Annotated in this window: 17 protein-coding genes; 10 read left to right on the forward strand and 7 right to left on the reverse strand. The window is 70.2% G+C overall.

Translation table 11 applies throughout. The features are described 5' to 3' along the window. Positions 1 to 75 precede the first annotated feature (75 nt). The 4 genes from ACPPVS_RS05015 to ACPPVS_RS05030 are packed head-to-tail and all read left to right on the forward strand — an operon-like array spanning position 76 to position 4,996. Positions 76 to 990, forward strand: a complete 915-nt coding sequence (locus tag ACPPVS_RS05015; protein ID WP_426594932.1) for a carbohydrate ABC transporter permease — start codon at positions 76 to 78, stop codon at positions 988 to 990. Next, complete coding sequence (locus ACPPVS_RS05020) at positions 987 to 1,886, forward strand: carbohydrate ABC transporter permease (protein WP_426594933.1); 900 nt, start codon at positions 987 to 989, stop codon at positions 1,884 to 1,886. Before ACPPVS_RS05015 ends, ACPPVS_RS05020 begins: the two co-directional genes overlap by 4 nt. 35 nt (positions 1,887 to 1,921) lie before the next feature. Then, positions 1,922 to 2,887, forward strand: coding sequence for a glycoside hydrolase family 130 protein (locus ACPPVS_RS05025; protein WP_426594934.1), 966 nt, complete (start codon positions 1,922 to 1,924; stop codon positions 2,885 to 2,887). A 54-nt stretch (positions 2,888 to 2,941) separates the two neighbouring features. Next, entirely contained in the window at positions 2,942 to 4,996 is a 2,055-nt protein-coding gene (locus tag ACPPVS_RS05030) for a hypothetical protein (protein WP_426594935.1), read from the forward strand. Between the two features lie 68 nt (positions 4,997 to 5,064). Here the strand turns inward: ACPPVS_RS05030 and ACPPVS_RS05035 are convergent, their stop codons facing one another. From ACPPVS_RS05035 to ACPPVS_RS05045, 3 genes are read right to left on the reverse strand one after another with little or no spacing between them, the layout of a single operon-like run. Then, complete coding sequence (locus ACPPVS_RS05035) at positions 5,065 to 6,630, reverse strand: HD domain-containing phosphohydrolase (protein ID WP_426594936.1); 1,566 nt, start codon at positions 6,628 to 6,630, stop codon at positions 5,065 to 5,067. Between the two features lie 28 nt (positions 6,631 to 6,658). Beyond that, a complete protein-coding gene (locus ACPPVS_RS05040) occupies positions 6,659 to 7,417 on the reverse strand; it encodes a hypothetical protein (RefSeq protein WP_426594937.1) in 759 nt (252 codons plus the stop codon). Then, the gene (locus ACPPVS_RS05045) at positions 7,417 to 7,671 is read right to left on the reverse strand and encodes a DUF4242 domain-containing protein (protein WP_426594938.1); all 255 of its coding nucleotides are present in this window, start codon (positions 7,669 to 7,671) and stop codon (positions 7,417 to 7,419) included. The genes ACPPVS_RS05040 and ACPPVS_RS05045 overlap by 1 nt, the downstream gene beginning before the upstream one ends. A gap of 501 nt (positions 7,672 to 8,172) precedes the next feature. Between ACPPVS_RS05045 and ACPPVS_RS05050 the strand changes: the two genes are divergently transcribed. From ACPPVS_RS05050 to ACPPVS_RS05075, 6 genes are all read left to right on the forward strand, one after another. After that, positions 8,173 to 9,231 carry a TolB family protein gene (locus tag ACPPVS_RS05050; RefSeq protein WP_426594939.1) on the forward strand — a complete coding sequence of 353 codons (1,059 nt, stop codon included), beginning with the start codon at positions 8,173 to 8,175 and terminating at the stop codon, positions 9,229 to 9,231. Positions 9,232 to 9,423: 192 nt separating this feature from the next. Next, positions 9,424 to 10,395 (forward strand): hypothetical protein, encoded by a 972-nt coding sequence (locus ACPPVS_RS05055; protein ID WP_426594940.1) that lies wholly within the window; start codon positions 9,424 to 9,426, stop codon positions 10,393 to 10,395. 105 nt (positions 10,396 to 10,500) lie between these two features. Then, complete coding sequence (locus ACPPVS_RS05060) at positions 10,501 to 10,746, forward strand: ribbon-helix-helix protein, CopG family (protein ID WP_426594941.1); 246 nt, start codon at positions 10,501 to 10,503, stop codon at positions 10,744 to 10,746. Beyond that, a complete protein-coding gene (locus ACPPVS_RS05065; RefSeq protein WP_426594942.1) occupies positions 10,743 to 11,084 on the forward strand; it encodes a type II toxin-antitoxin system PemK/MazF family toxin in 342 nt (113 codons plus the stop codon). Before ACPPVS_RS05060 ends, ACPPVS_RS05065 begins: the two co-directional genes overlap by 4 nt. A gap of 253 nt (positions 11,085 to 11,337) precedes the next feature. Next, positions 11,338 to 12,060, forward strand: coding sequence for a hemerythrin domain-containing protein (locus tag ACPPVS_RS05070; RefSeq protein ID WP_426594943.1), 723 nt, complete (start codon positions 11,338 to 11,340; stop codon positions 12,058 to 12,060). 516 nt (positions 12,061 to 12,576) lie between these two features. Then, positions 12,577 to 14,493 carry a M3 family metallopeptidase gene (locus tag ACPPVS_RS05075; protein WP_426594944.1) on the forward strand — a complete coding sequence of 639 codons (1,917 nt, stop codon included), beginning with the start codon at positions 12,577 to 12,579 and terminating at the stop codon, positions 14,491 to 14,493. A gap of 255 nt (positions 14,494 to 14,748) precedes the next feature. Here the strand turns inward: ACPPVS_RS05075 and ACPPVS_RS05080 are convergent, their stop codons facing one another. From ACPPVS_RS05080 to ACPPVS_RS05095, 4 genes are all read right to left on the reverse strand, one after another. After that, a complete protein-coding gene (locus ACPPVS_RS05080) occupies positions 14,749 to 15,015 on the reverse strand; it encodes a hypothetical protein (RefSeq protein ID WP_426594945.1) in 267 nt (88 codons plus the stop codon). Positions 15,016 to 15,077: 62 nt separating this feature from the next. Next, positions 15,078 to 15,416, reverse strand: a complete 339-nt coding sequence (locus tag ACPPVS_RS05085; protein ID WP_426594946.1) for a trypco2 family protein — start codon at positions 15,414 to 15,416, stop codon at positions 15,078 to 15,080. A gap of 17 nt (positions 15,417 to 15,433) precedes the next feature. Continuing rightward, a complete protein-coding gene (locus tag ACPPVS_RS05090; RefSeq protein WP_426594947.1) occupies positions 15,434 to 19,000 on the reverse strand; it encodes an NACHT and WD repeat domain-containing protein in 3,567 nt (1,188 codons plus the stop codon). Beyond that, complete coding sequence (locus ACPPVS_RS05095; RefSeq protein ID WP_426594948.1) at positions 18,997 to 21,141, reverse strand: CHAT domain-containing protein; 2,145 nt, start codon at positions 21,139 to 21,141, stop codon at positions 18,997 to 18,999. Before ACPPVS_RS05095 ends, ACPPVS_RS05090 begins: the two co-directional genes overlap by 4 nt. Positions 21,142 to 21,162: the final 21 nt, after the last annotated feature.

A 21,162-nucleotide genomic window follows, 5' to 3' on the forward strand; every position in this document is an offset into this window, starting at 1 on the left:
GGCGCCGGTTCGCAGCGCCGGGCGGTCCGGAGGTCGACGTACCCGTCCGCTCACCGTCGAGGGGAAACACCACCGATGAGTCAGCAGAACTCGTTCATCTTCGGGCGCCGGTCCACGGCGCAGCTGACGTTCCTGGCCGGCATCGGCCTCGTCGTGGTGTTCTCGCTCGTCCCGGCCGTCGGCATCCTGGTGATCTCGTTCACCGACATCCGCTCGCTGCCCTTCCTGCCGACCCACTGGGTGGGCCTGGAGAACTACCGCACCTTCTTCTCGTCCGCGCAGATCGCGTACAACGTCCACGCGCTCAAGAACACGTTCGTGTTCGCGATCACCGTGACGGTCATCCAGAACACTCTCGCTCTGCTGATCGCCGTGCTGCTCAACCAGCGGCTGCGGGGACGCAACTTCGCCCGTGCCGTCGTGTTCATGCCGACGATCCTCGGCGTGACGGTCATCGGACTGATCTTCACGCTGATCTTCAACCCGAGCGGTGGTCCCGCGGCGAGCGTCTGGAAGTCGTTCGGTTCGTCCTCCGCGTTCTTCGGTGACCCGCACCTGGCCATGGCTCTGGTCATCGCGGTCAGTGTCTGGTCCGGCATCGGCGTGGCCGTCGTGATCTACCTTGCCGGACTCCAGTCCATCCCCAGCGAGCTGTACGAGGTGGCTGGGATCGACGGGGCCTCGTCCCGGCAGCGGCTGCGCTTCGTCACCCTTCCACTGCTGGCTCCAGCCGTGACGGCGAACACCTTGCTGAGCATCATCGGGGCGCTGCAGAGCTACCAGCTGATCTACGTGCTCACCGGTCCGATCAATCCGGCCACCCAGGTGCTCTCCCTCGCGATCTTCACCCAGGGCTTCGGCGGGGCGCAGGGCGGCGCGGTGCAGTCGCAGGGCTACGCCGCAGCGATCTCGATGGTCCAGTTCGTCATCGTGATGATCGTCTCGGTGGCCACGTACGCGTACCTGCGCCGGAAGGAGACGGCACTGTGAGCGACCTCGTGACGGGCGTCACGACCACGTCGGTGGCGACGGGTCAACCGCGTCCCCCGGCGACCCTCGACCGGCGTCGGCGCGGGTTCACGCCCGGCAAGCTTCTCAGCTACGCGCTGCTCGCCGTGGTCGTCCTGATCTACCTGTACCCCTTGCTGTACCTGCTCAACACGGCACTCAAGAGCAACGACGAGTTCTTCAGCAACCCGACCGGGCTCGTGCACTCACCCCTCTTGTCGAACTTCGGCGCGGCGTGGCGAGAGGGGAACTTCGCCAGCTACGCGCTGAACAGCGTGCTGTACACCTTCTCCGCGGCGGCGGTCGGCACCGTCATCTCGATTCTCGTGGCCTTCCCGGTCTCACGCGGCTACCTCAAGCACACCCGCCTCTGGTACGCGCTGTTCGTCTCGATGCTGTTCTTGCCCAACACGCTCGTCACCGTGTTCCAGCTGACCCTGAGGCTGCACCTGTACGACACCCGCCTGGGCTACATCCTCATCATGGCCTCGGGCGTCGGCGTTGGGCCGCTGCTGATCGCGGGCTACCTCAAGTCCATCCCGAAGGAGCTCGACGAGGCCGCCGCGCTGGACGGGGTCGGGTACCTGCGCTACCTGTTCGGCTTCCTGCCGGCCCTGATCAAGCCGGTGCTCGCCACGGTGTTCATCCTGCAGGCGATCGGCGTCTGGAACGACATCATCCTCGCGACGATCCTGCTCCCAGACCAGGCCAAGTCGCCGGTGACGTTGGGGCTCTTCGCCTTCAAGGGCGCCTACGTCAGCCAGTGGAGCCTGCTGGCCGCGGCGACCATCATCGTGGCCGCCCCGCTGCTGGTCGTCTACGTGTTCCTGCAGCGCTACCTCGTCGCCAGCGCCGTCGGCGGCGCCGTCAAGGGCTGACACGAGCCGCCCCACCCCGACCCCAGGAGGACACCTTGGCAACCGGACCAGTCACCTTCCCGCTGGGCCCGTTCACCCCGTACGAAGGCAACCCGATCCTCGTGCCGCAGGGTGACGGCTGGGAGTCGGGAAGCGTCTACAACCCGGCCGCAGCCGTCGTCGACGACCGCGTAGCCCTGCTCTACCGGGCCCACGCCCAGGACATCGTGTCCCACGTGGGCCTGGCCTGGAGCAGCGACGGGACGACCTTCGAGCGTGAACCCGAGCCGGTCCTGTCGCCGAGCGAGGACTACGACCGCTACGGCGTGGAGGACCCTCGGGTCACGAAGGTCGACGACACCTACTACCTCACGTACTCGGGGTGGGACCGCGAGACGGCGCTGCTGTGCCTGGCCACGTCGCCCGACCTTCGCACCTGGACCAAGCACGGGCCGATGTTCCCCGACTTCGACACGTTCCAACCGCGCGGTCACGGCCGGCCCGGGCCGTGGTCCAAGGCCGGCGGCATCCTGGCGCAACCCGTGGACGGCCGGTACCTCATGTACTTCGGCGAGGGCTCCATCTGGGCGGCGACGTCCAGCGACCTGCTGCACTGGACACCGATGACGACGGACGACCAGCCGCCCGTCCTGGCGCCGCGCCCGGGGACGTTCAGCGACTTCCTCGTCGAGGTCGGCCCCCCGCCGCTCGTCACGGACGACGGGCTGGTCCTGCTGATCCACAACGCCGCGACCAAGAACCCCGACGGCAGCGTCCGGTACACCGCCGGCCAGGTGCTGCTCGACCCAGCGCGGCCGACGGAGGTCCTCGCGGAGCTCACCCGGCCGTGGCTCGAGCCCACGACGGCGGAGGACCTCAGCGGGCTGGTCTCGAACGTCACCTTCGTCGAGGCCCTGGTCTGGTTCCGGGACCGCTGGCTGGCCTACTACGGACAGTCGGACTCGACGCTCGGTGTGGCGACGTTCCGCCCGGGCGAGCGCTGGTCGGACCTGCGCCGGTGACACGGCCCGTGCTCGGGCACTCCGATCTCGCCCACCGATGAAGGAGACACGCACATGTCCGCGACGCCACGACGCACCTGGGCCGCCTCGCTCGTCACAGCGGGCTTGGTCGCCGCCTCGCTGGTCGGCGCTCTCCCCGGCGCGCCGGCCCAGGCCGCGACCGCGAGCCCGTCAGCCCGGCTCACCAACCTCGCGCACCTCGACTACCTGACAGACACGGTGAACCCGCCGGCGCAGGCCGGCCACAGCACGTACCGCCTCGCGCAGGAACCGGGCATCGGTGCCCTGTGGGTCTACGCGGACCACCAGGCCGACGGCAGCTACCGCCGGGTCGGTGGCGGCCAGTACGACGCCACGACGAACACCTATGGTCAGGGCGCCTACGACGCGGACGACATCAGCCGCGCGGCGGTCGCCTACACGACCGCGTGGCAGCAGCTCGGCGACGACCACGCCCGCGAGCAGGCCCGCGCACTCCTGCGCGGCCTGACCTACCTCCAGGACGACTCCGGGCCCGACGTCGGCAACGTGGTCCTGTGGATGCAGCCCGACGGGACGCTGCACCCGAGCGCCGACCCGCCGGACGCCCCCGACCCGTCCGACAGCAGCTCGTCGTTCTGGCTCGGGCGCACCATCTGGGCGCTCGGCGTCGGGTACGCGGCGTTCCAGACCGCGGACCCGCAGTTCGCGGCGTTCCTGCGCGACCGGCTCGACCTCGCACTGGACGCCGTCGAGCGCCAGGACCTGAGCACCTACGGGACGTGGCAGGTCGTCGACGGCCTCCGGTGGCCGTCCTGGCTCATCGGCGACGGCGCCGACATCTCCTCCGAGGCGCTGTACGGCCTCGTGGCCTACTACCGGGCCAGCGGCGACGCCCGGGCCCGGCGGGACCTGACCGAGCTGGCCGACGGCGTCGCCGCGATGACGACACCGGGGTGGCCCTTCGGCGCCCTGCTGCCGTGGACGCAGTCCCGGTCGCTGTGGCACTCCTGGGGAGCCGAGATGGCCGGCGCACTGGCCGCGGCCGGCTCTGCGCTCGGACACGACGACTGGACGCGGACGGCCGTCGGCGAGACGGCGCAGTTCACACCCCATCTGCTCGTGCAGGGCGGTCCGGACAACGAGTGGCTCCCGGCCCCCATCTACCGGGACCAGATCGCCTACGGCGCCGACGTGACGCTCCGGAACCTGCTGAGCACGGCCGGCGCCACGCACCAAACCTCGTTCCGCCAGCTGGCCGGCGTCGCGGCCGCCTGGTACTTCGGGAACAACCCGGCACACCGGCCCATGTACGACCCGAGCACGGGGGTCACGTTCGACGGGATCAGCCCCACCGGCGACGTCAACCTGAACTCCGGTGCCGAGTCGACCATCCACGGCGTGATGTCGATGCTCGCCCTCGACGCCGCACCCGACGTCGCAGCCATGGCGCGCAACAGCGACGTCGCCGACCGCGTGACCTGGTCGTACACCGAGGCGGAGTCGGGGCAGCTGTCCGGGTCCGCGGCCGTCGTGCACCCGACCGACTCCTGGACCGGCGAGTCGCAGTGGAGCGGCGACCAGTACGTGTCCCTGACCTCGGGCGGCAAGCTGACGATCCCGGTCGACCTCCCGACCACGGACCGGTACCGCGTGATGCCGGTCTTCGACCACCAGATCGCTCCCGCACGGTCCGTCGGCACCCAGCTCACCCTGGGCGGCGCCTCGGCGGGCGTGCAGTACCAGGGCGGCGCCGGCGCGCAGGGTGTGTCGAGCGTGCCCGGGTTCCTGGACGTCGGGTCGCAGCCGACCCAGCGTCCGGTCGCGGCCGGACCGAGCTCGCTCACCCTGTCCTACGTGGGTGACGGACGCCCCGCCCGCGTGGACGGCGTCCTGCTCCAGCCCGAGCTCGAGTGGGTCGTACTGCGCGGGTCCGGCTCGCAGGGGCAGGCGCTGCTGCGCAGCTTCGCGGACCGCCCGCGCCACCAGTCGGTGACCGTCGGCGCAGGCACCATCGTCGCCTACGCCTACGACCCGCAGGGGCGGCTCGTGCAGACCGTCGTCGGCTCCCACGGCCGGGTGAACGCACCGGTCGCTCCGGGCGGCTTCACGATGGTGATCACCCGGTAGGGCATGGTTCCCGAAGTGGGAGGGTTCCGCGTCTGCCGGCGCTCCATGATCGCGGGGCACGGGTCCGATCAGTGATGGGGTTGCGCCGGCACGAACCCATGCTCCAGCGCGTACAAGCTGGCCCCGATGCGGTTGCTCACGCCGAGCTTGGCGTAGATCCGCTCCACGTGGTTGCGCACCGTCTTCTCCGAGAGCGTGAACCGCTGTGCGATCTGCCGGTTCGACTCGCCCTGCGAGACGTGCACCAGGATCTCGACCTCGCGCGGCGTGAGCCGGTCCTCGCGCGGCGTGCGCTTCGCGCGAGGATGCCCCGCCGCAGCGAGCACCGCGCGGACCGCGGCGTCGTCCAGCGCACCGGCCGCGGCTCGGCTTCGTAGTCGCTCCGCGGCCTGGGTGGTCGACTGCGCCGGGCGGTACGGGCGCGGCTCCAGCGCCGACTCGTAGGCCACTGCCGCGGCGAGGACCCGGTCCGGCAGGGGCAGTGACGCGGCGGCGAGCGTGCGCGGATAGCCACCGGCGTCTGGCTGTTCGTGATGGTTCGCCGCGATCCGTGCGACATCGCCGAGACCGCTGACCCGGTCGAGGATCCGCGCGGTCAGGTACGGGTGCAGGCGGACGCGTTCCCACTGCTCCGCGGACAGGTCCGCTGCGCTCTCCCAGATGCGGTTCGAGACCCCGATCCGGCCGATGTCGTGAACGTGGCCGGCCCGGCGGAGCGCGAGAACGTCGGCGTCGTCCAGTCCGAGCAGCCCCGCGGCGCGCGCGGAGAGATCGGCGACGGCCCGTGAGTGGCCGAGCGTGAACGGGCACTTGAGGTCGACGAAGTCGCCGAGCGCGACCAGGATGCGGTCCAGCTCGACAGCCGTGAGCGCGGACTTGTCAGGGGCCTCCGCGAGGGCGGCGTCCCAGTAGCTGCCGTGCGCCGGCGCGGCCAGCATCGCCGTCGGATCGGACAGGAACGCATCGGCGACCGCGGGGTCGAACTGGCCTCCACGTCGAGACCGCACCACGTGCTCGGCCCCGCCGGGCCCATAGGTGCGGTCGTGCACCTCGACGAGATCCGCCAGCTGCGCCACCCGCATCTCGATCGGCAGCTCGTCACCCGCCAGGCCGCGCGGGGCGCCCGCTCCGTCGTACCGCTCGAAGGTCGCACTCAGCACGGCCTGGACGCGCGCCGACAGCCCGATCTCGGCGGCCAGCAGCGACGCAGAGGCGCAGTGCGAGTGCACCAGTGCACCCAGCTGCCCGCTGGGGCTGCGCATCAGCTGCGCGATCACCTTGATCCGTTGCGGCAGCGGCGCGCCGCGGGCGATGTTGCCCATCAGGAACCGCATGTACGGCAGGCCCGCCCAGTCGACCAGGTACGCCGCTCGTTTGACGTCGATGTCGTCGCCGAACCAGCGCACGTACTCGTGCGAGTCGGCGTGGCAGCCGATCCACATGACGAGCGTGGTGTGGAACGTGGTGTCCCGTTGTGTGCGGGTCAGCCCCAGCCTGTCGGCCAGCCTGGTCGCGATGACCGCCGACCGCAGCACGTGCTCTGCCGGCTGTCCCAGCCCCAGGTCGATCGCGATCGACAGCGCGGCGAGCAGCTCGGTACGGCGCGTTGCACCCGCGCCAGCGGGACCAGACACAGCCTCATCGTCTACCCGGGCCGGGCACTCACGCTGCCGACTCGAGCAGCTCGCGCTGGCGTTCGGCCGCCGAGACGTGTCGCGCAGGGTCGAAGGCGTCGAAGTGACCGAAGCCCTGCATGAAGATGCCGTGCTGAGGCAGCCAGAAGCCGCCGATGCGCGCCTGCGCCCGCAGGGATCGTGGACCGCCGAGGTCCCGGCCGGCGAAGGTGGCCCGGCTGTCCCGGATCGTCCAGATGCGCACCGGTGCCGCCGTGAAGTGCTGCCCGTTGGGCATCTCGCCGGCGAGGCGCACCGTGCCGACGCCGAGCATCAGGCCCGCCATCGGGCCGAGCAGCGCGAGAACGGCCGGGCTGTTCCACATCCACATCGGCATCGCCCGGCCCAGCGTGGACATCATCCGGGTGACGACGCTGCGCCCGAGGGCGACCGTCCACTCCAGGGTGTCACCGACGCGCACGTGGAACGTCACGTCGTCGAGCCACTCCACGGCGATGTCGGAGCGCACCGACGGATGGCTGAGCGCGGCGCCGATGTAGCGCTCGCAGCTGTGCTCGGGGTCGGCCGTCGAGTACACGGTCCAGTCACCCTCGGGACTCCGGTGCCACACCGCGCGGTAGCCGGCGCCGAAGCTGGCGGCCGTCATGCAGCGCAGCACGAGGTAGTCGCCCGAGGCGAAGGACAGACCCATCACCCCGTAGCCGTTGATCCACTCGCCGTCACCCTCCGGGAGCCACGGGGCCGTCTCCGCGTCCTCGGCGACGGCCCGCGGCGTGCTGGCGGACATCACTGCCCCTCGACCACGGGGAACAGCCGGTCGGCGACCAACCCGTGGGCCTCCCGGTGAACGGCGGCCGCGGACTCGGCGTCCGGCGCCTCGACGAGGCACCAGGCCTTGCCGTTGGCCTCGTCGACCCAATAGCTGCGGTAGCTCACGGCGTACTTTGCCTGGACCAGCAGGTCCTGCGCGTGCGCGCCAGCCACGTCCGCGGCCGTAGTGCCCTCCGGGAGGGCCTCGTGCACATCCATGTAGAGAGTCATCAGTGCCTCCATCGCCGGTTCGTGGCACCAGACTCCCGCCGGTGTCACACCACGTCATGGGGCATCTGCCTCAACTGGAGGACGAATCGGTCCGTCCGTAAACCGCTGTGCTCGTCGCCGCTGCAGTGTGCATTTCTTCGTCATGGCGACTAAGTGGTGCATGGTGAACCGGGAACGGGAGCGCTCCTTGTCGAGCAGGGGTGGGCCCCTAATGCGATTGCGGTTCGATGGTGCTGACTCACTCCGGGCCGAACCCGCGTCGTGTGCCAGGAATCGGGAGGGAACGAGCCCCGAGACCGGTGTCAGGGAATGGGTAGTGGTGAGGCACCGGCTCGAGCGGGAACTCCATCAACAAAAGGGTGGTCGCCTCAGACTGTCGAGGGCTATACCCGGAGGGAGCGAGCGTCATGGGCATACCGACTCAGTGGCCGCCCAGACGCACACGCGCACGAGCCTGAGATCGCGCGCCGCGGATCCCTCCACTCCGGACGGAATACACCCATGCGCACCCACCGCACCCTCCTCGCCAGCGCCCTGCTCGGCCTGGCCGGGCTCTCGTTCACACCCCTGCCGCCAGCCGCCGCCTCGCCGGCGCGCTTCGGTGCGCATGGAGACGATCGGGCAAGCGCCACCAGAGTCGTCTGGACTCAGTACCTCGAGGGACAGGCCACCGCTCACATCGTCAGCGCTGACCCCAACGGCAAGCGAGTCCGCGTGCTGACCAACCCCGCAGACGGGGTCGCGGACATCCACCCGCACATATCCCCGGACGGAAAGATGGTCACCTTCGAGCGCGACTATCCCGACGGACGGGTCGACGTCATGCTCGTCGGCAGCCAAGGTGCGGGAGAGCATGCCGTCCCTCTCGGCTGCACCGACCCGTGCGCACAGGACCTCACACCCTCGTGGGCGCCCGATGGCCGCCACCTCGTGTTCACGCGAGTGATCGGACCGTTCACACCGCTGGCCGCATCGGCTGCCCTCTACAGCGCCGCTTTGGACGGCTCGCACCTGGCACGGATCTCGCGCACCGGCATCGACGGTCAGTACGAGGACTACGTGGCGACCTTTGCACCGCGCGGCTACATGGTCTTCCTTCGGGTCGCATCCGACGAGACCGCGGCGGTCTTCCGGCTCGACCACGACGGCTCCGAGCATCAGCTGACGCCGTGGGACCTGCACGCTGACCTTCCGTCGGTCTCGCCGGCCAGGTCCGGACCCACACGAGACCTCGTCGTGTTCGAGACGCCTCGAGATGTCGGGTCGGTCGGGTCGGTCGGGTCAGTCACTACCGTGCCGGCGACCTGTCCGACGGTCGACATCTGCGTCGGCATGATCGTCCACGTGACCTCGCCCACGGGAGGGACTGTCAGCTCGTTCAACCCTGCGTGGTCGCCCGACGGTCGTCGGATCGCATTCACCCGCTTCGACCGGCCCGTGTCCGGCCCCGTCCATGCCGACATTTGGACGATGCGCTCGAACGGCACCGACCCAAGCCCGGTATCGCTATCCCCGATGCTCGAGCTTGACCCGGCGTGGGGGGTCGCCGCCCGCAGCTGACCGTGCAAAGAGAAGAGCTGCGCCTTCCGCCCTTGGCGGGCCGTTCGCACGTCGATGGTGTCCTGAGCAGCACTCCCGAAGCCGGGTGCTTGGCGTTCATGGTCGGCCGAATGCTCGAGATCGAGCTCGCGCAGGGTGCGGTGGCCCGAAATCGCGATGACGGCCCTCGCCCGCCTCCATAGGGTTCCGATCATGACTGTCGAATCGCAGACCCTCGTCTGGCGCCCGCTGGCCGTGTCCGACGCCGCGGCGATGGCCGACCTCCTGAACGCGATCGACGCTGAGGACCACGTTTGGGGGCAGTACACCGAGCAGGACGCGGCCGAGGAGCTGGACTCGCCGGTCGACGACCTCCGGACGTCCACTCTGGCGGTGTTCGACAGCGCGATGATGCTTGGCTTCTCGGCGGTCCACTACAAACCGATGGCCGAGATCGTCCACCGGGTGCAGGCGGCCGGCGCCGTCCGTCCCACCCATCGCCGCCAGGGGCTCGGGATGAAGCTCATGCAGCACGGGCTGGCGAGCGCCCAGGAGCTGCACGAACTGCATCACCCCACGCTCCAGCTGGTCGTTGAATCCATCTACGGCGAGCACGTTGACGGGGCCGTCGCCCTCTACCGTGCGGCAGGAATGACGGCGACGAAACGGAGCCGGCACATGAGGCATCCACTCGGCACCGCCCTTCCGGACGCCCCGATCCCCGACGGCCTGCGGATCGAGGGCTACACGGCTGCGACCGACGAGGAGTTCCGCACGGTCCGCAACGAGGCCGCGCACGACGTGGGCAGGTCGCCGCTCAGTGCCGAGGAGTGGAAGGTCTGGGCCGTGAACGCCAGCTTCCGGCCCGAGCTGAGCTTCCTGCTCCGTGACGTCGAGACCGGGACGCCGGCCGGCGTCCTCCTGGTCGTCTCGTGGGAGGCGGACACGGTGGCGACGGGCATCCGTGACGCGTACTTCAGGGTCATCGCCACACGGCCCGCTGACGAGGAGCGCGGCGTGGCCGAAGCCCTGATCTCACACACGCTTCGGGCCGCGCAGGACCAGGGCTACGGACGGGCAAGCCTTCGGGTCGACGCTGATAGTTCGAGCAAGGAGTTCGGCAGCTACGAGAGCGCCGGGTTCGTCACCCAAGACACCCAGGTCCACTACTGCATCGAACTCTGACGCAACACCACCCACAGCCCACTCGACCCACCGAGCAGTACGGGCAAGGCTGGAGTCGATCACGGATCACCGCCGCCGAAGGTATAACCGAGTTATACTCGGTCCGTGAAGACAGCGATCTCGATCCCCGACGAGACCTTCGAGAAGGCCTCCCAGAGAGCCCGTGATCTCGGGATGAGCCGCTCGGAGTTCTTCACTCGCGCGGCGGCGCGCTATCTCGACGAGCTCGACGCCGAGTCTGTGACCCGACAGATCGACTCCGCTGTGGACGCACTCGGCGTCGACGACTCAGCGTCGGACGCCGCCGCGGCTGGACGCCGCGTGCTCGATGCCGAGGCCGGCGACTGGTGATCGAACGAGGTGGGCTCTACTGGGCAGACATCGGCGCACCGGTCGGATCTCGCCCGGCGAAACGGCGACCGGTGGTGGTCATCTCGGCAGACACCTACAACCGGAGCCGGCTCGCGACGGTCGTGGCGCTGGTGCTCACCTCCAACACCGACCTCGCGACGATGCCCGGCAACGTGTTCCTCCCGGCCGCCGCCACGGGACTGGCCCGCGACTCGATCGCGAACGTCACCGCCGTGGTCACCCTGAACAAGACCGATCTCACCGAGCAGGCCGGGCAGACCCCGCTCGCGCTGATGCGAGAGATCGACCGAGGACTGCGCGGTTCACTGGGCCTCTAGCCGGGCCGCCGCCCGTCGGCCGCCGGCCGGTCACCGCTGTGCGTTGCTTCGTCGTCGCGACGACGAAGTGCACAGTGAAGGCAGGCGCCGCTCGCCCCGGTGCCGGAGATCGACCGCGCGGATCACGAGGCTCGCTTGCGCCCCGTCGGTGCGCCCTTCCGGTGGGGTATTTGTGGCGATATCGTCCAGTTTGACGGGCCGCGGCACTGACGCGGCCCGGACCACCCCATTGACGATGTCGTCGGAGGTTGTGATGGTCGACTTTTACGCCCCGGCGCCCGGCGAGACGGCGCCGCCGGTGCCGGACGGGCCCGCGCTGTGCAGCGGCAAGGAAATGCGGGTCCTGCACAACGCTTTCCTGTGGGCCTACGCGGAGGCGCCGGGGCTCGTGCGAGGCGCGGCGGCGGGGGACACACGCCGCAGTGCCGTCGTCGGGCAGTGGCTCGCGGACCTCGACGCGACGCTGCACGTGCACCACCAGAGCGAAGACGAGCTGCTCTGGGACAAGCTCGAGCAGCGCGCGCCGTCATGCGCGCTGCACGTGGCACAGATGCGGGCGCACCACGCGCAGGTCCAGGAGCTGTTGCACGAGGCCAGCCCGCTCCTCGAGCGCTGGCAGGTGAGCGGCGACCCGAGCGACGGCGAGGACCTCGCCGTCGCCTACGAGCGGATGCTCGACGTCCTCAAGGTCCACCTGCGGCGCGAGGTGCTCGAAGTGGTCCCCGTCGCTGAGAAGACCCTGACTCAGCGGGAGTGGAACGAGGTGGGCGAGCACAGCATCGGGGCGATCCCGAAGTCGCGGCTGATGCCGCAGCTCGGGATGCTGCTGGCGAACACCGAGCCGACCGCCCGCGCTGAGTTCTTCGAGGGCGTACCCAAGCCCGTGCAGCTGCTGTACCGGATCGTCGGTCGGCGGCAGTACGCCCGGCAGTACCGCGAGCTGTTCCCCGGGCGGCCGGTTCCCGCGACAGTGTGACCCTCGTGATTGTCTGACCGGCGCGTACCGGCCACTACGTCGGCGTTCAACGCCAGCTCGCGGAGTCCTTGACCGGTCGGTTGCTCTCGTCGATGTAGTGGAACATGCCTGTTGGCCCATGCTGCGGTCATGCCCCCTGGGTCGGCGTCGGGAGCGAGCGGCGCATGAGGGCCTATTCCGAGGTGTCTTGGAGACCGTGGTTTACGAGTTAGGCAATTTGACCGTAGGCGGGACCGGATCACTACTCCGGGATTTCGTGCAGTGTCTCTCGCGATCGGAATTCGGTTTCCCGGAAACCATTTCGGAAGCCTCAGGCAGCGACGCACAGCACGCGCCTTGAGCTCCGGATCGATCCTCTTGGGCACGAGACCATCCTTCCTGGTCGGTGACTGAGAAGGGAGCGGATTCAAACCTGGGGCGCTTCAGTGGAGCTCGGCGATCGCGTGTTCAGCCGCTCGTCTGACGGGGAAGAAAATGGCTGCGTTGCCGGTGCACCGTGCTGTGTAGCGTCGAGTCATGACCGCCGACCTCACTCGCTTCCCCGCGTTCGCCGGGGACTGGCACGCCTTCCTCGCGGACGCCGTCGGCGCGTCTCTGGCCGCCGCGCGCAACCGTCTGGCGACGTTGAAGGATGGCTCGGAGCGGACCACGGCGCAGGTGCTGGGCGTGTGGAACCAGTGTGACGTCGCTCTCGGCCGGGCCTCGGCGGCAGCCCATCTGATTGCGGAGGTGCACCCGGACCCTGAGGTGCGCGCGGCGGCCGAGACGGGGGCGCGGGCCGCCGAGGACCTCGCGACGGAGCGGGGGCTCGACCACGCGCTGTGGCGGGTGCTGGCGGGGACGAGCGCCGACGGCCTCGACACCGAGGCGGCCCGGCTGCGGGAGCACGTGCTGCGTGACTTCCGCCGCACGGGCGTCGACCGTCCAGAGCAGGAGCGGGACCTCCTGCGCTCGCTGGCCCAGCGGTGCACGGCGCTGGGCCTGGAGTTCTCCAGGAACATCCGCGAGGGCACGCGCAGCATCCGGGTCCGACCTGACAAGCTCGACGGTCTGCCTGACGACTTCCGCGCCGAGCACCCTGCGGCGGACGACGGCCTCGTCACCCTCACGACGGAGTACCCGGACCTGGTCCCGGTGCGGACGTACACGCATGACGCCGGGGTGCGAGGGGCGCTCACCGGTGAATGGCTGCGCATCGGCTGGCCGCAGAACGCCCCGGTCCTGGCGGAGCTGCTGCGGCTTCGGGCGGAGCGCGCCACGCTGCTCGGCTACACGGACTGGCCGACCTACGACGCCGAAGTCAAGATGATCGGCTCCGGCGAGGCCATCGCCGCGTTCGTGGAGCGGCTCGACGCGCTGACGGCGGAGCCCGCCCGCCGTGACGTCCGCGTCCTGCTGGCCCGGTTGCGGTTCGACGATCCCGACGCGGCCGTAGTGACGCCGGCGGACAACCTGTACTACGAGCGGGTCGTACGCCGCGAGCAGCACGGCGTCGACGCCCAGGAGGTTCGCCGGTACTTCCGATACGACGCGGTACGCACCGGCGTGATGGACACCGTCGCCCGGCTCCTCGATCTGACGTTCACGCCCGTCGACGCGCCGACCTGGCACCCGGACGTCGAGGTGTACGACGTAGCGTCGGACGGTGGGCGGATCGGCCGCGTGTACCTCGACATGCACCCGCGGCCGGGCAAGTTCACCCACGATGCCCAGTTCCCGCTGGTCCCGGGAGTAGCAGGCCGGCACCTGGCAGAGGGTGTGCTGGTCTGCAACCTGCCGGCCGGCACACTGGAGCACGAGGACGTGCTGACGTTCTTCCATGAGTTCGGTCACCTGGTGCACGAGATCGTCGGCGGCGGCCAGCGCTGGGCGGCGTTCGCGGGCGTCGCGACCGAATGGGACTTCATCGAGGCGCCCAGCCAGCTGCTCGAGGAGTGGGCCTGGGACCCCGACGTGCTGCGCGCGTTCGCGACGGACGTCGACGGCACGCCCATCCCGGCGGACCTGGTGGCCAGGATGCGCGCCGCCGACGCGTTCGGGCGCGGCGCGTGGGCGCGACGCCAGCTCAACTTCACCGCGCTCTCGTACGGGCTGCACGCTGCCCCGCCGGAGGACCTCGACGCGTACACCGCCGAGATCGACGCCCGCTTCGGCCCGTACACGCCGTTGCCGGACACGCACATGTCGAGCGGTTTCGGGCACCTGCCGGAGTACGGGTCGGCGTACTACACCTACCTCTGGAGCCTGGTCATCGCGAAGGACCTGCGCACGGCGTTCGGCGAGGACCTGATGGACCCCGAGATGGGCCGCCGGTACCGGGACGCCATCCTCGCGCCGGGCGGCACTGCCGACGCCGCCGACCTGGTCGAGCGGTTCCTGGGCAGGCCGACGACGTTCGACGCGTTCGAGCAGTGGCTGACGACGCCCGCGTGACCTTCACGGAAGGCTCACTGGTCAGATCCCCGCTTCGCCCACCATGTCCGCCGCCGCCGCTTCGGTTCCCGGTACCTGCCGCCACGGTGACTGCGCTCTGATCTGGGGGGCGGCTCGAGCTGGCTCAGGTGGGAACGACCTCGTTGGAGGCCACCCCCCGCCCGTCCGCCGAGCTGTAGCGCATCGACCGGTGTAGGTGACATTCGCCTGCTCGGCCACGAGGACTGCCCGCGAGCCGTGCGGCGGCGCCGGAGGTCAGGTGCTGGCGGTCAGCTTCTTGGCTATCTGCTGCCGGGTCGCGGTCACCGCCCGGCGGACGTCCGTCACCAGCAGAACCGCAGCGGCCAGCAGAAGGCCTTGCACCTGCTGCTCCGCCGCACCGTCCGGCCGCAATGGCACGCCACAGACCGCCACCATGGCCAGGGAGAGAGCGACGGTCAGCCGGGCGATCGCGTGCCGGTCCAAACGCTGCGGCGCCGGCGGCGGTTCTTGCCGAGCAAGGTCGGCCCATGCCCAGCGCACGCCGCGACGTAGCCGGGCTCATGGAGGCCGCTGGGCACGCGTTCGAGGCGGGCCGGTGCGTTCTACTCGTTCGGCGGCGGAGGTGGCCCGAACGAGACGGCCGAGCGCGCCACGCCGTCGGCGCCGGTCCGTTGCGCCACTTTCAAGTCGACGGTGAGCTCGGTCGTCGTCGACTTCGAGGCGCCGCCACCGAGCTCCGCTCCGACGCCCATGACGCCGAACGACAGCCCGCCCTTGGCGTCGCGGGCCACGGTGACGGTCAGGGTCGCGGTCGCGGTCGTGACCTCGACGATCGGCGTTCGCGCGGCCCCGTCCCCCAAGGAGGCGACCGCGCGCAGCTCCTCGCCGAGCCGCCAGAGCACCTCGGCGAGCGGATAGTCCGGTCGGTCGGTCGGGGGCATGGGGACTCCTTCGGGGATCACCGGCCGCAGAGCTTGCCGAGCAACCGCTCGCACTCGCCGTCGGTGAGGGTGTGGGTGGGACGGTCGCGGACGATCGCGCGGAGCGAGCCGTCCGAGAGCGGGACGGCGACCGGGGCCGCACGCCAGCGCACGGCCATGACGAGCAGGTCCGGCCCGGTGGCGAGGTGCGCGACGGGTCCAGGCTCCAGTCGCAGCGGGTCGAGGGTGCGCTCCTGCACGTCGTAGATGCGGACCGCGCCGTCGATGTTCCGGACGACGAGCTTGTCGCCGCCGGGGAGGAACGCGATCTCCTGCGCCTTGGTCCCTGGGGGAACAGGGAGCGGTCTGCCCTGCTCGACACCGTCGGCGAAGAGTTGCACGTCGTCCCGGTAGCCCAGGACCGCGACGTTTCCGGTGACGGGGTCGACTGCCGAGTCCAGGACGTCGCCCGTGGTGGGCAGCTCGGAGACTTTCGGGCAGTCCGATGTGCTCAGGTCGTACTCGGTCACCGACTGCCGGCTCGAGACGACGAGCGTGTCGTTGTCCGTGTAGTCGAGTCCGACGACGCCTCCCGAGCTCTGAGCATCGATGGTGCACCCGTCCGAGTCCGGGTACAGCACCTCGACCCAGTTTCCGTCTGACACGGCGAGGCCGCTCCCGTCGCCCGCTGCGGCGAGGACGGTGATCGTGTCCATCCCCTCCAGGGGGATCGAGGCGGTGGCCTCCTTGCTGCTGCCGTCGACGCGCCAGGCGTCGATCGTGGCCGCGGTAGTGCCGTTGTCGTCCGTCGAGGCGCGGGCGACGACGACCGTGCCCTTGTCGTAGAAGACGATGTTTCCCGTGCTCGGGCCGGTCGGGAGCGACGCGGTCATGTGCCCGTCCGGGCTCCAGATGGTCGTCCCACCGTCGGTGTTGACCGCAACCACGTGCCCGGGCGTCGTCGCGACGCTACGCACGGGGTGCGTCATGTGACCCTCCGAGCGCCAGTCGTGGATCACGGTGCGCCCCGAGGAGTCGATGGTGACGAGTCGGTTCTGCCCGTCGGGGAGGAACCACAGCGCGTTCGTCTGGCTCCGGTCGGCGAGATCGAACTCGCCTTGAAGGGTCCGGGTCGCGATGTCGTACACCTCGACCGTGCCGTCGAGCCGCGTCACCGCGAGGAGGGAGCCGTCGGCACTGAGCGCGGCGAGCGTCCCGCCGACGGCCTGGTCCCACACGAGCTCACGGGTCAGCGTGTCCCAGACGTAGAAGTGGCCGCTGCCGTCGGCAGCCAAGGCCTTGGTGCCGTCGCGAGAGGTCTCGACGATGAACCCGTTGGCGTCGGCAGCGGGGAGGGGAAGCTTGGCGAGCGTGCTGCTGCCGAGCCGTCCGAGCGTGACGCCCGATCTCGTGCCCACCACCCACAGGTCGCCGTCCCATGACCACGCATTGACGTAGGCGTCCTTCTCGTCGGTGGCGTAGGGCTCACCGATCGGCGTGCCGTCGGTGGCGAACGTGGCGATCTGCTGGGAGGACCCGCCGTCCTTGTCGATGTGCCACACCACGAGGCCGAGACTCGTGCCGTCGGGTGCCACGACGAGCGAGTACGGGAAGTCGTCGACTCCCAGCGCCATGGCGTCGGTGCTGAACTTCCGAGGAGCCTCGCCCGCGTCGCGGTCCCACCACCAGACGGCGCCGCCGGCGTCGATCCAGGCAACCTGGCCGGCGTCGGAGACACCGAGGGAGGAGGGGATGTCGCCGACGTCGGTGGCGTCGAGCGTGGCGCCCGTCGACGTGTCCAGCACCAGGATCTGCGGACCCGGACCGGCTGCCGCCTTCGGGGCACCGGCGGGCGGGGCGACGGAGATGACGGTCCATCGACCGTCTCGGCTCGTCGCGAGGTTCGAGGTCGTGAGGCCCTTGGGACCCAGCACCTCGCCGGCGACCGGACCGGCGATGACGGCCGCGCCGATGAGGTTGCGCACCTGTGGCGTGAGCGCACCGTGGTCGGGCATGACGTCGGCGGCGATCATGAGAGCGGCCTCCGGGTCCGCATCGACCATCCGTTCTCCCGCGGCCACGACGGCGGTGGTGGCCGCAGCACGCCGTTGGTTCGAGGCGGTCACGCCGAAGACGACTGCCGTCGCCCCGCCGACCACGGCGACGAGCAGCCCGACCAGGGCGACGACCAGTGCTCGGCGGGTGTTGCGGACCGAACGTCTCTCCCGCTCACGGGCCGCGTGCACCTCGACGCTCCGGGCGACGAACGCCTGCTCGACGGGGTTGTGCCGGGCTCGGCCCTCGGCGACGGCGAGCTCCTCCGCGGCCAGGGCGTCACCTGCCATGAGGAGCCCGTCGGGCCTGCGCTGGTCGTCCCAGAGCTGTGCGTCGCGTTCGAAGTCGGTGAGGTTCTCGTCGGCCCAGAGCGCGTTGTCCGCCGCCACGGGCTCGACCAGACGGTCGTGGGAGAGCTCGTACCAGGTGGCGCCGTGGCGATCCTCCGCCCTGAGCAGGTGGGTGGCGACGAGCCTGGCCAGCACGTCGGGTCCGCCTGGGCCGGTGATCACCTGGCTACGCAGGCCGTTCGGCATCACGAGCTCGTGCTGGAACCAGTCCCGCAGAGTGCGCTCGGGCACGCCGGTCTCCTCGGCGACCTTGGCCATGGACGCCCGGAAGTAGGTCCGCAGAGCGAAGTCGACGTCGCCGAGCGACTCGACGTCACCGACCCCGATGCGCGTCTGCCCGGGTGCCAGGCCCTCCCACAGGCGGTGGCAGGCGACCTGGAGCTGCACCGGTTCGATGTAGGGGCCCTCCGTCGAACGGACCTCGTCGCCCACCAGCACCTTCACCCGGCGCAGGTCGTCCACGAGCCGAGTGACCGCGTCGTCGTCGATCTGCACGCCCGCGGCCTCGATGGGTCTGACGATCGCCTGCCGCGCACTGTCGGGCTGCAGGAGGTCGAGGCGGTACTGCGCCTGGAAGTGCGTGGGGATCAGGCGCAGGTACGGGTCGAGGCTCGCGAGGTAGTCCTCCCGCATGACGAACAGAGCCCAGAGCCCCCGGTCCGCGAGAGCCTCGCCGAGCTCGACGAAGAACTCCCGTTTGGCGTCCAGGCCGATCGGGTCGACGCGCAGCACTTCCTCGAAGTGGTCGACGATGAGGACCTCGTTCCCGGGCTGGTCGTCGAGGTCGGTGCGGGTCCTGAGGTACCGGTGCAGGGTCAGGGACGAGAGCTCGTCCTGCGAGAGCTGCTCGTCAGCCGGGCGGCGTTGCTCGAGGGAGCTCATGATGCTCAGCGAGAAGCGGTTTCGGGGGATGGCGCCGGGCCGGCCGGGCTCGTGGCGGAGACTCGCGACCGGCAGCACCTCGAAGTCGTCCTCGACGAGCGCGGGGCGTAGGCCGGCGTTGACGAGCGAGGTCTTCCCGGCGCCCGACGGGGAGTACAGCAGCACGATGCGCTCGGCGACAAGCAGGTTCAGGAGGCTGGCCGTCTCGCGGCTGCGGCCGTAGATGGGGGTGCCGAGCGGTATGGCTTGCGGGCCGACGAACGGGTTGGCCTGCGCGTCGCGGCCCGTCCGCTCGGCGAGGGGCGCACTGGTCGTCATGGCGTGTCCTGGTTCGCCCTGTGGTCCCAGCGGCGGCCGATGTCGCGCAGGAAGTCGTCGGAACTGCCCCAGAAGACGGTCATCTTGCTCTCGGCGAGGTACTTCTCGAGGTACATCCGGGCCTTCTGGGCCTGCGTCGCGTCGCCTTCCTCCGGGTCGATCTGGACGGAGACGTTCGTGTACCTGCCCCGTCGCTTGGCTCCGGGGAAGTGCCCGATGCTGCGGAACAGCACCCGGAAATCCCACTCGTCGGGTCGGAAGCCCAGCAGGAGCAGCCCGGAGTTCGTCAGGTTGGCCCTCACGATCTCGGGGATCCGGACCGCCTTCGCGTCAGCACTGATGCCGATGAGGAAGTCGAAGTAGTCGTCCTCGGTGAGGACCACGGACTCGGGCACGCTCAGGTGCCCGAACAGGTGGAACACGAGCGGGCGCGCGGGAGACGGCACGTAGTCGGGCTCACGCTCGAAGATGGACTGCGGCCAGTCGATCGGGTCGTCCTCCGTACCGTCGCGCCAGCGACAGAGCTCGACGACCGGCTCGCGTCCCGCGTCGCGCAGGGCGTGGCCGAGGAGATCGGACATCTGTGTCGTGACATAGACGGGGAACGGCACGCGGGCGAGCGCGTCGATCGGGTCGTCGCCGTTCTTCTCGTGCCTGACTGCCCACGCGGCACTGATCTGGTCGTTGACCCGGCGCGCCAGGTCCAGCTCGTCGAGCTCGGCGAGCTTCCCGCTCGCGAGGGCTGCAGGCAGCTGCGGACCGTAGCGGTCGACTATCGAGAGGCTCAGCCACTTCAGCAGCGTGCGACGGGGAAAGTTCGGGTTGTGAACCACGGAGAGGTACTGCGTGACATGCGGCATCTCCTCGGCGCGGTGCGGCGCGAGGGGAAAGCGGTACGTCCGGGACAACGCACCGGCCATGTCTCTGCGCAGCCCGAGCAGCGAGTCGGTGAGGCCGGGCCCCAGCAGCGGGGTGCACTTCTTCTGCTCGATCTGGTCGAGCAGGGACTCCCACTGCAAGAACGGACCCTTCTCGCTCTCGCCGTGCGAGTACCACAGACGCCCGCTGGTGATCCGCATGAACAATGTGGGAACCCACCAGTCGGCTCGGTCGCGGACCCCGCTCCGCGCGACCGCCATCGCCCTGTCGATCTGGCCGTCCTCCCGCAACGCCTTGAAGAAGACGGGGAGGAACGTCTGCACGGTCGCCAGCGACACGTCGCCCTGCATAGCGAGCACGGCCGGCACTCCCGCCTGGGCGAGCTGGGGTCCGAGGGAGGCCAGGACGCCACCGTCGTCGGAGTGCGACTGCCCTCCGCTCCCGGCGCTCTGGCACGAAGCGAGGACGACGAGGCGCGGCGGCTGAGGGAGGTCGCGGATCCGCTCGACGAGGTCGGAGGCGTTGATGCTGTCCGCCGTGCCGTCGTCCTGCTCGAGCAGCAGGCGCGCTGAGCCGCCCGAACGGTAGCCGTGGCACACCAGGTAGAGCACGTCGACGCCGCCACCGAGGTGTTCGAACAGCTCGGAGACGGTGGGTGCGCCGTCGCCGGGGAGGCTGGTGACGGCGATCTGGTCCATCGCGGTGCGGGCACGGGCGACCTCGGCCTCGACGTCGACGCGTGCGAGCGTGCGCCCGACGTCCCACTCAGACAGGTCGTGCGGATCCGAGACGACGACCAGGGCCCGCAGCCCCGTCCATGACGCCGCGCCGACGCTGCGCCGCCAGTCGTAGCTGTTGAGGTAGCGCGAGAAGAGCACGTTCTGGTCGACCGTCAGGCGCGATCCGTCCGCCGGGTCTGCGAGCGTCTCCCACCTCAGGGAGTGCAGCTCCGGGGCGCTCTGACCGATGAACAGCCGCACCCGCAGCTGGCGGCGGTGGTCGAGCGCCGCCGCGTACGCCTGGCTGTAGGCGTCCCGGACGGCCCCGGCACCGAAGACCGCCCCGCCAAGGACGCGGCCGTACTCGTCAGGCCGGTCCTCGAGCTCACGGAGCTTGCCCAGGTCGAGGTCGGTGATGACCGCACGGTCCTGCAGCAGGACCTCGGCGTCCGGCCCGGGCTGGTCGAAGCGAAGCTCGACAGCCCACGTCGCCTCGTCCCGGTGGTGCAGCCCGATCTCTAGCTCGGCGTACTCGGTGGCCATCAGGTCCTCCGCAGGGGGTAC

The organism is Cellulomonas sp. McL0617 (assembly GCF_049994875.1).
Taxonomy (GTDB): Bacteria; Actinomycetota; Actinomycetes; order Actinomycetales; family Cellulomonadaceae; genus Cellulomonas.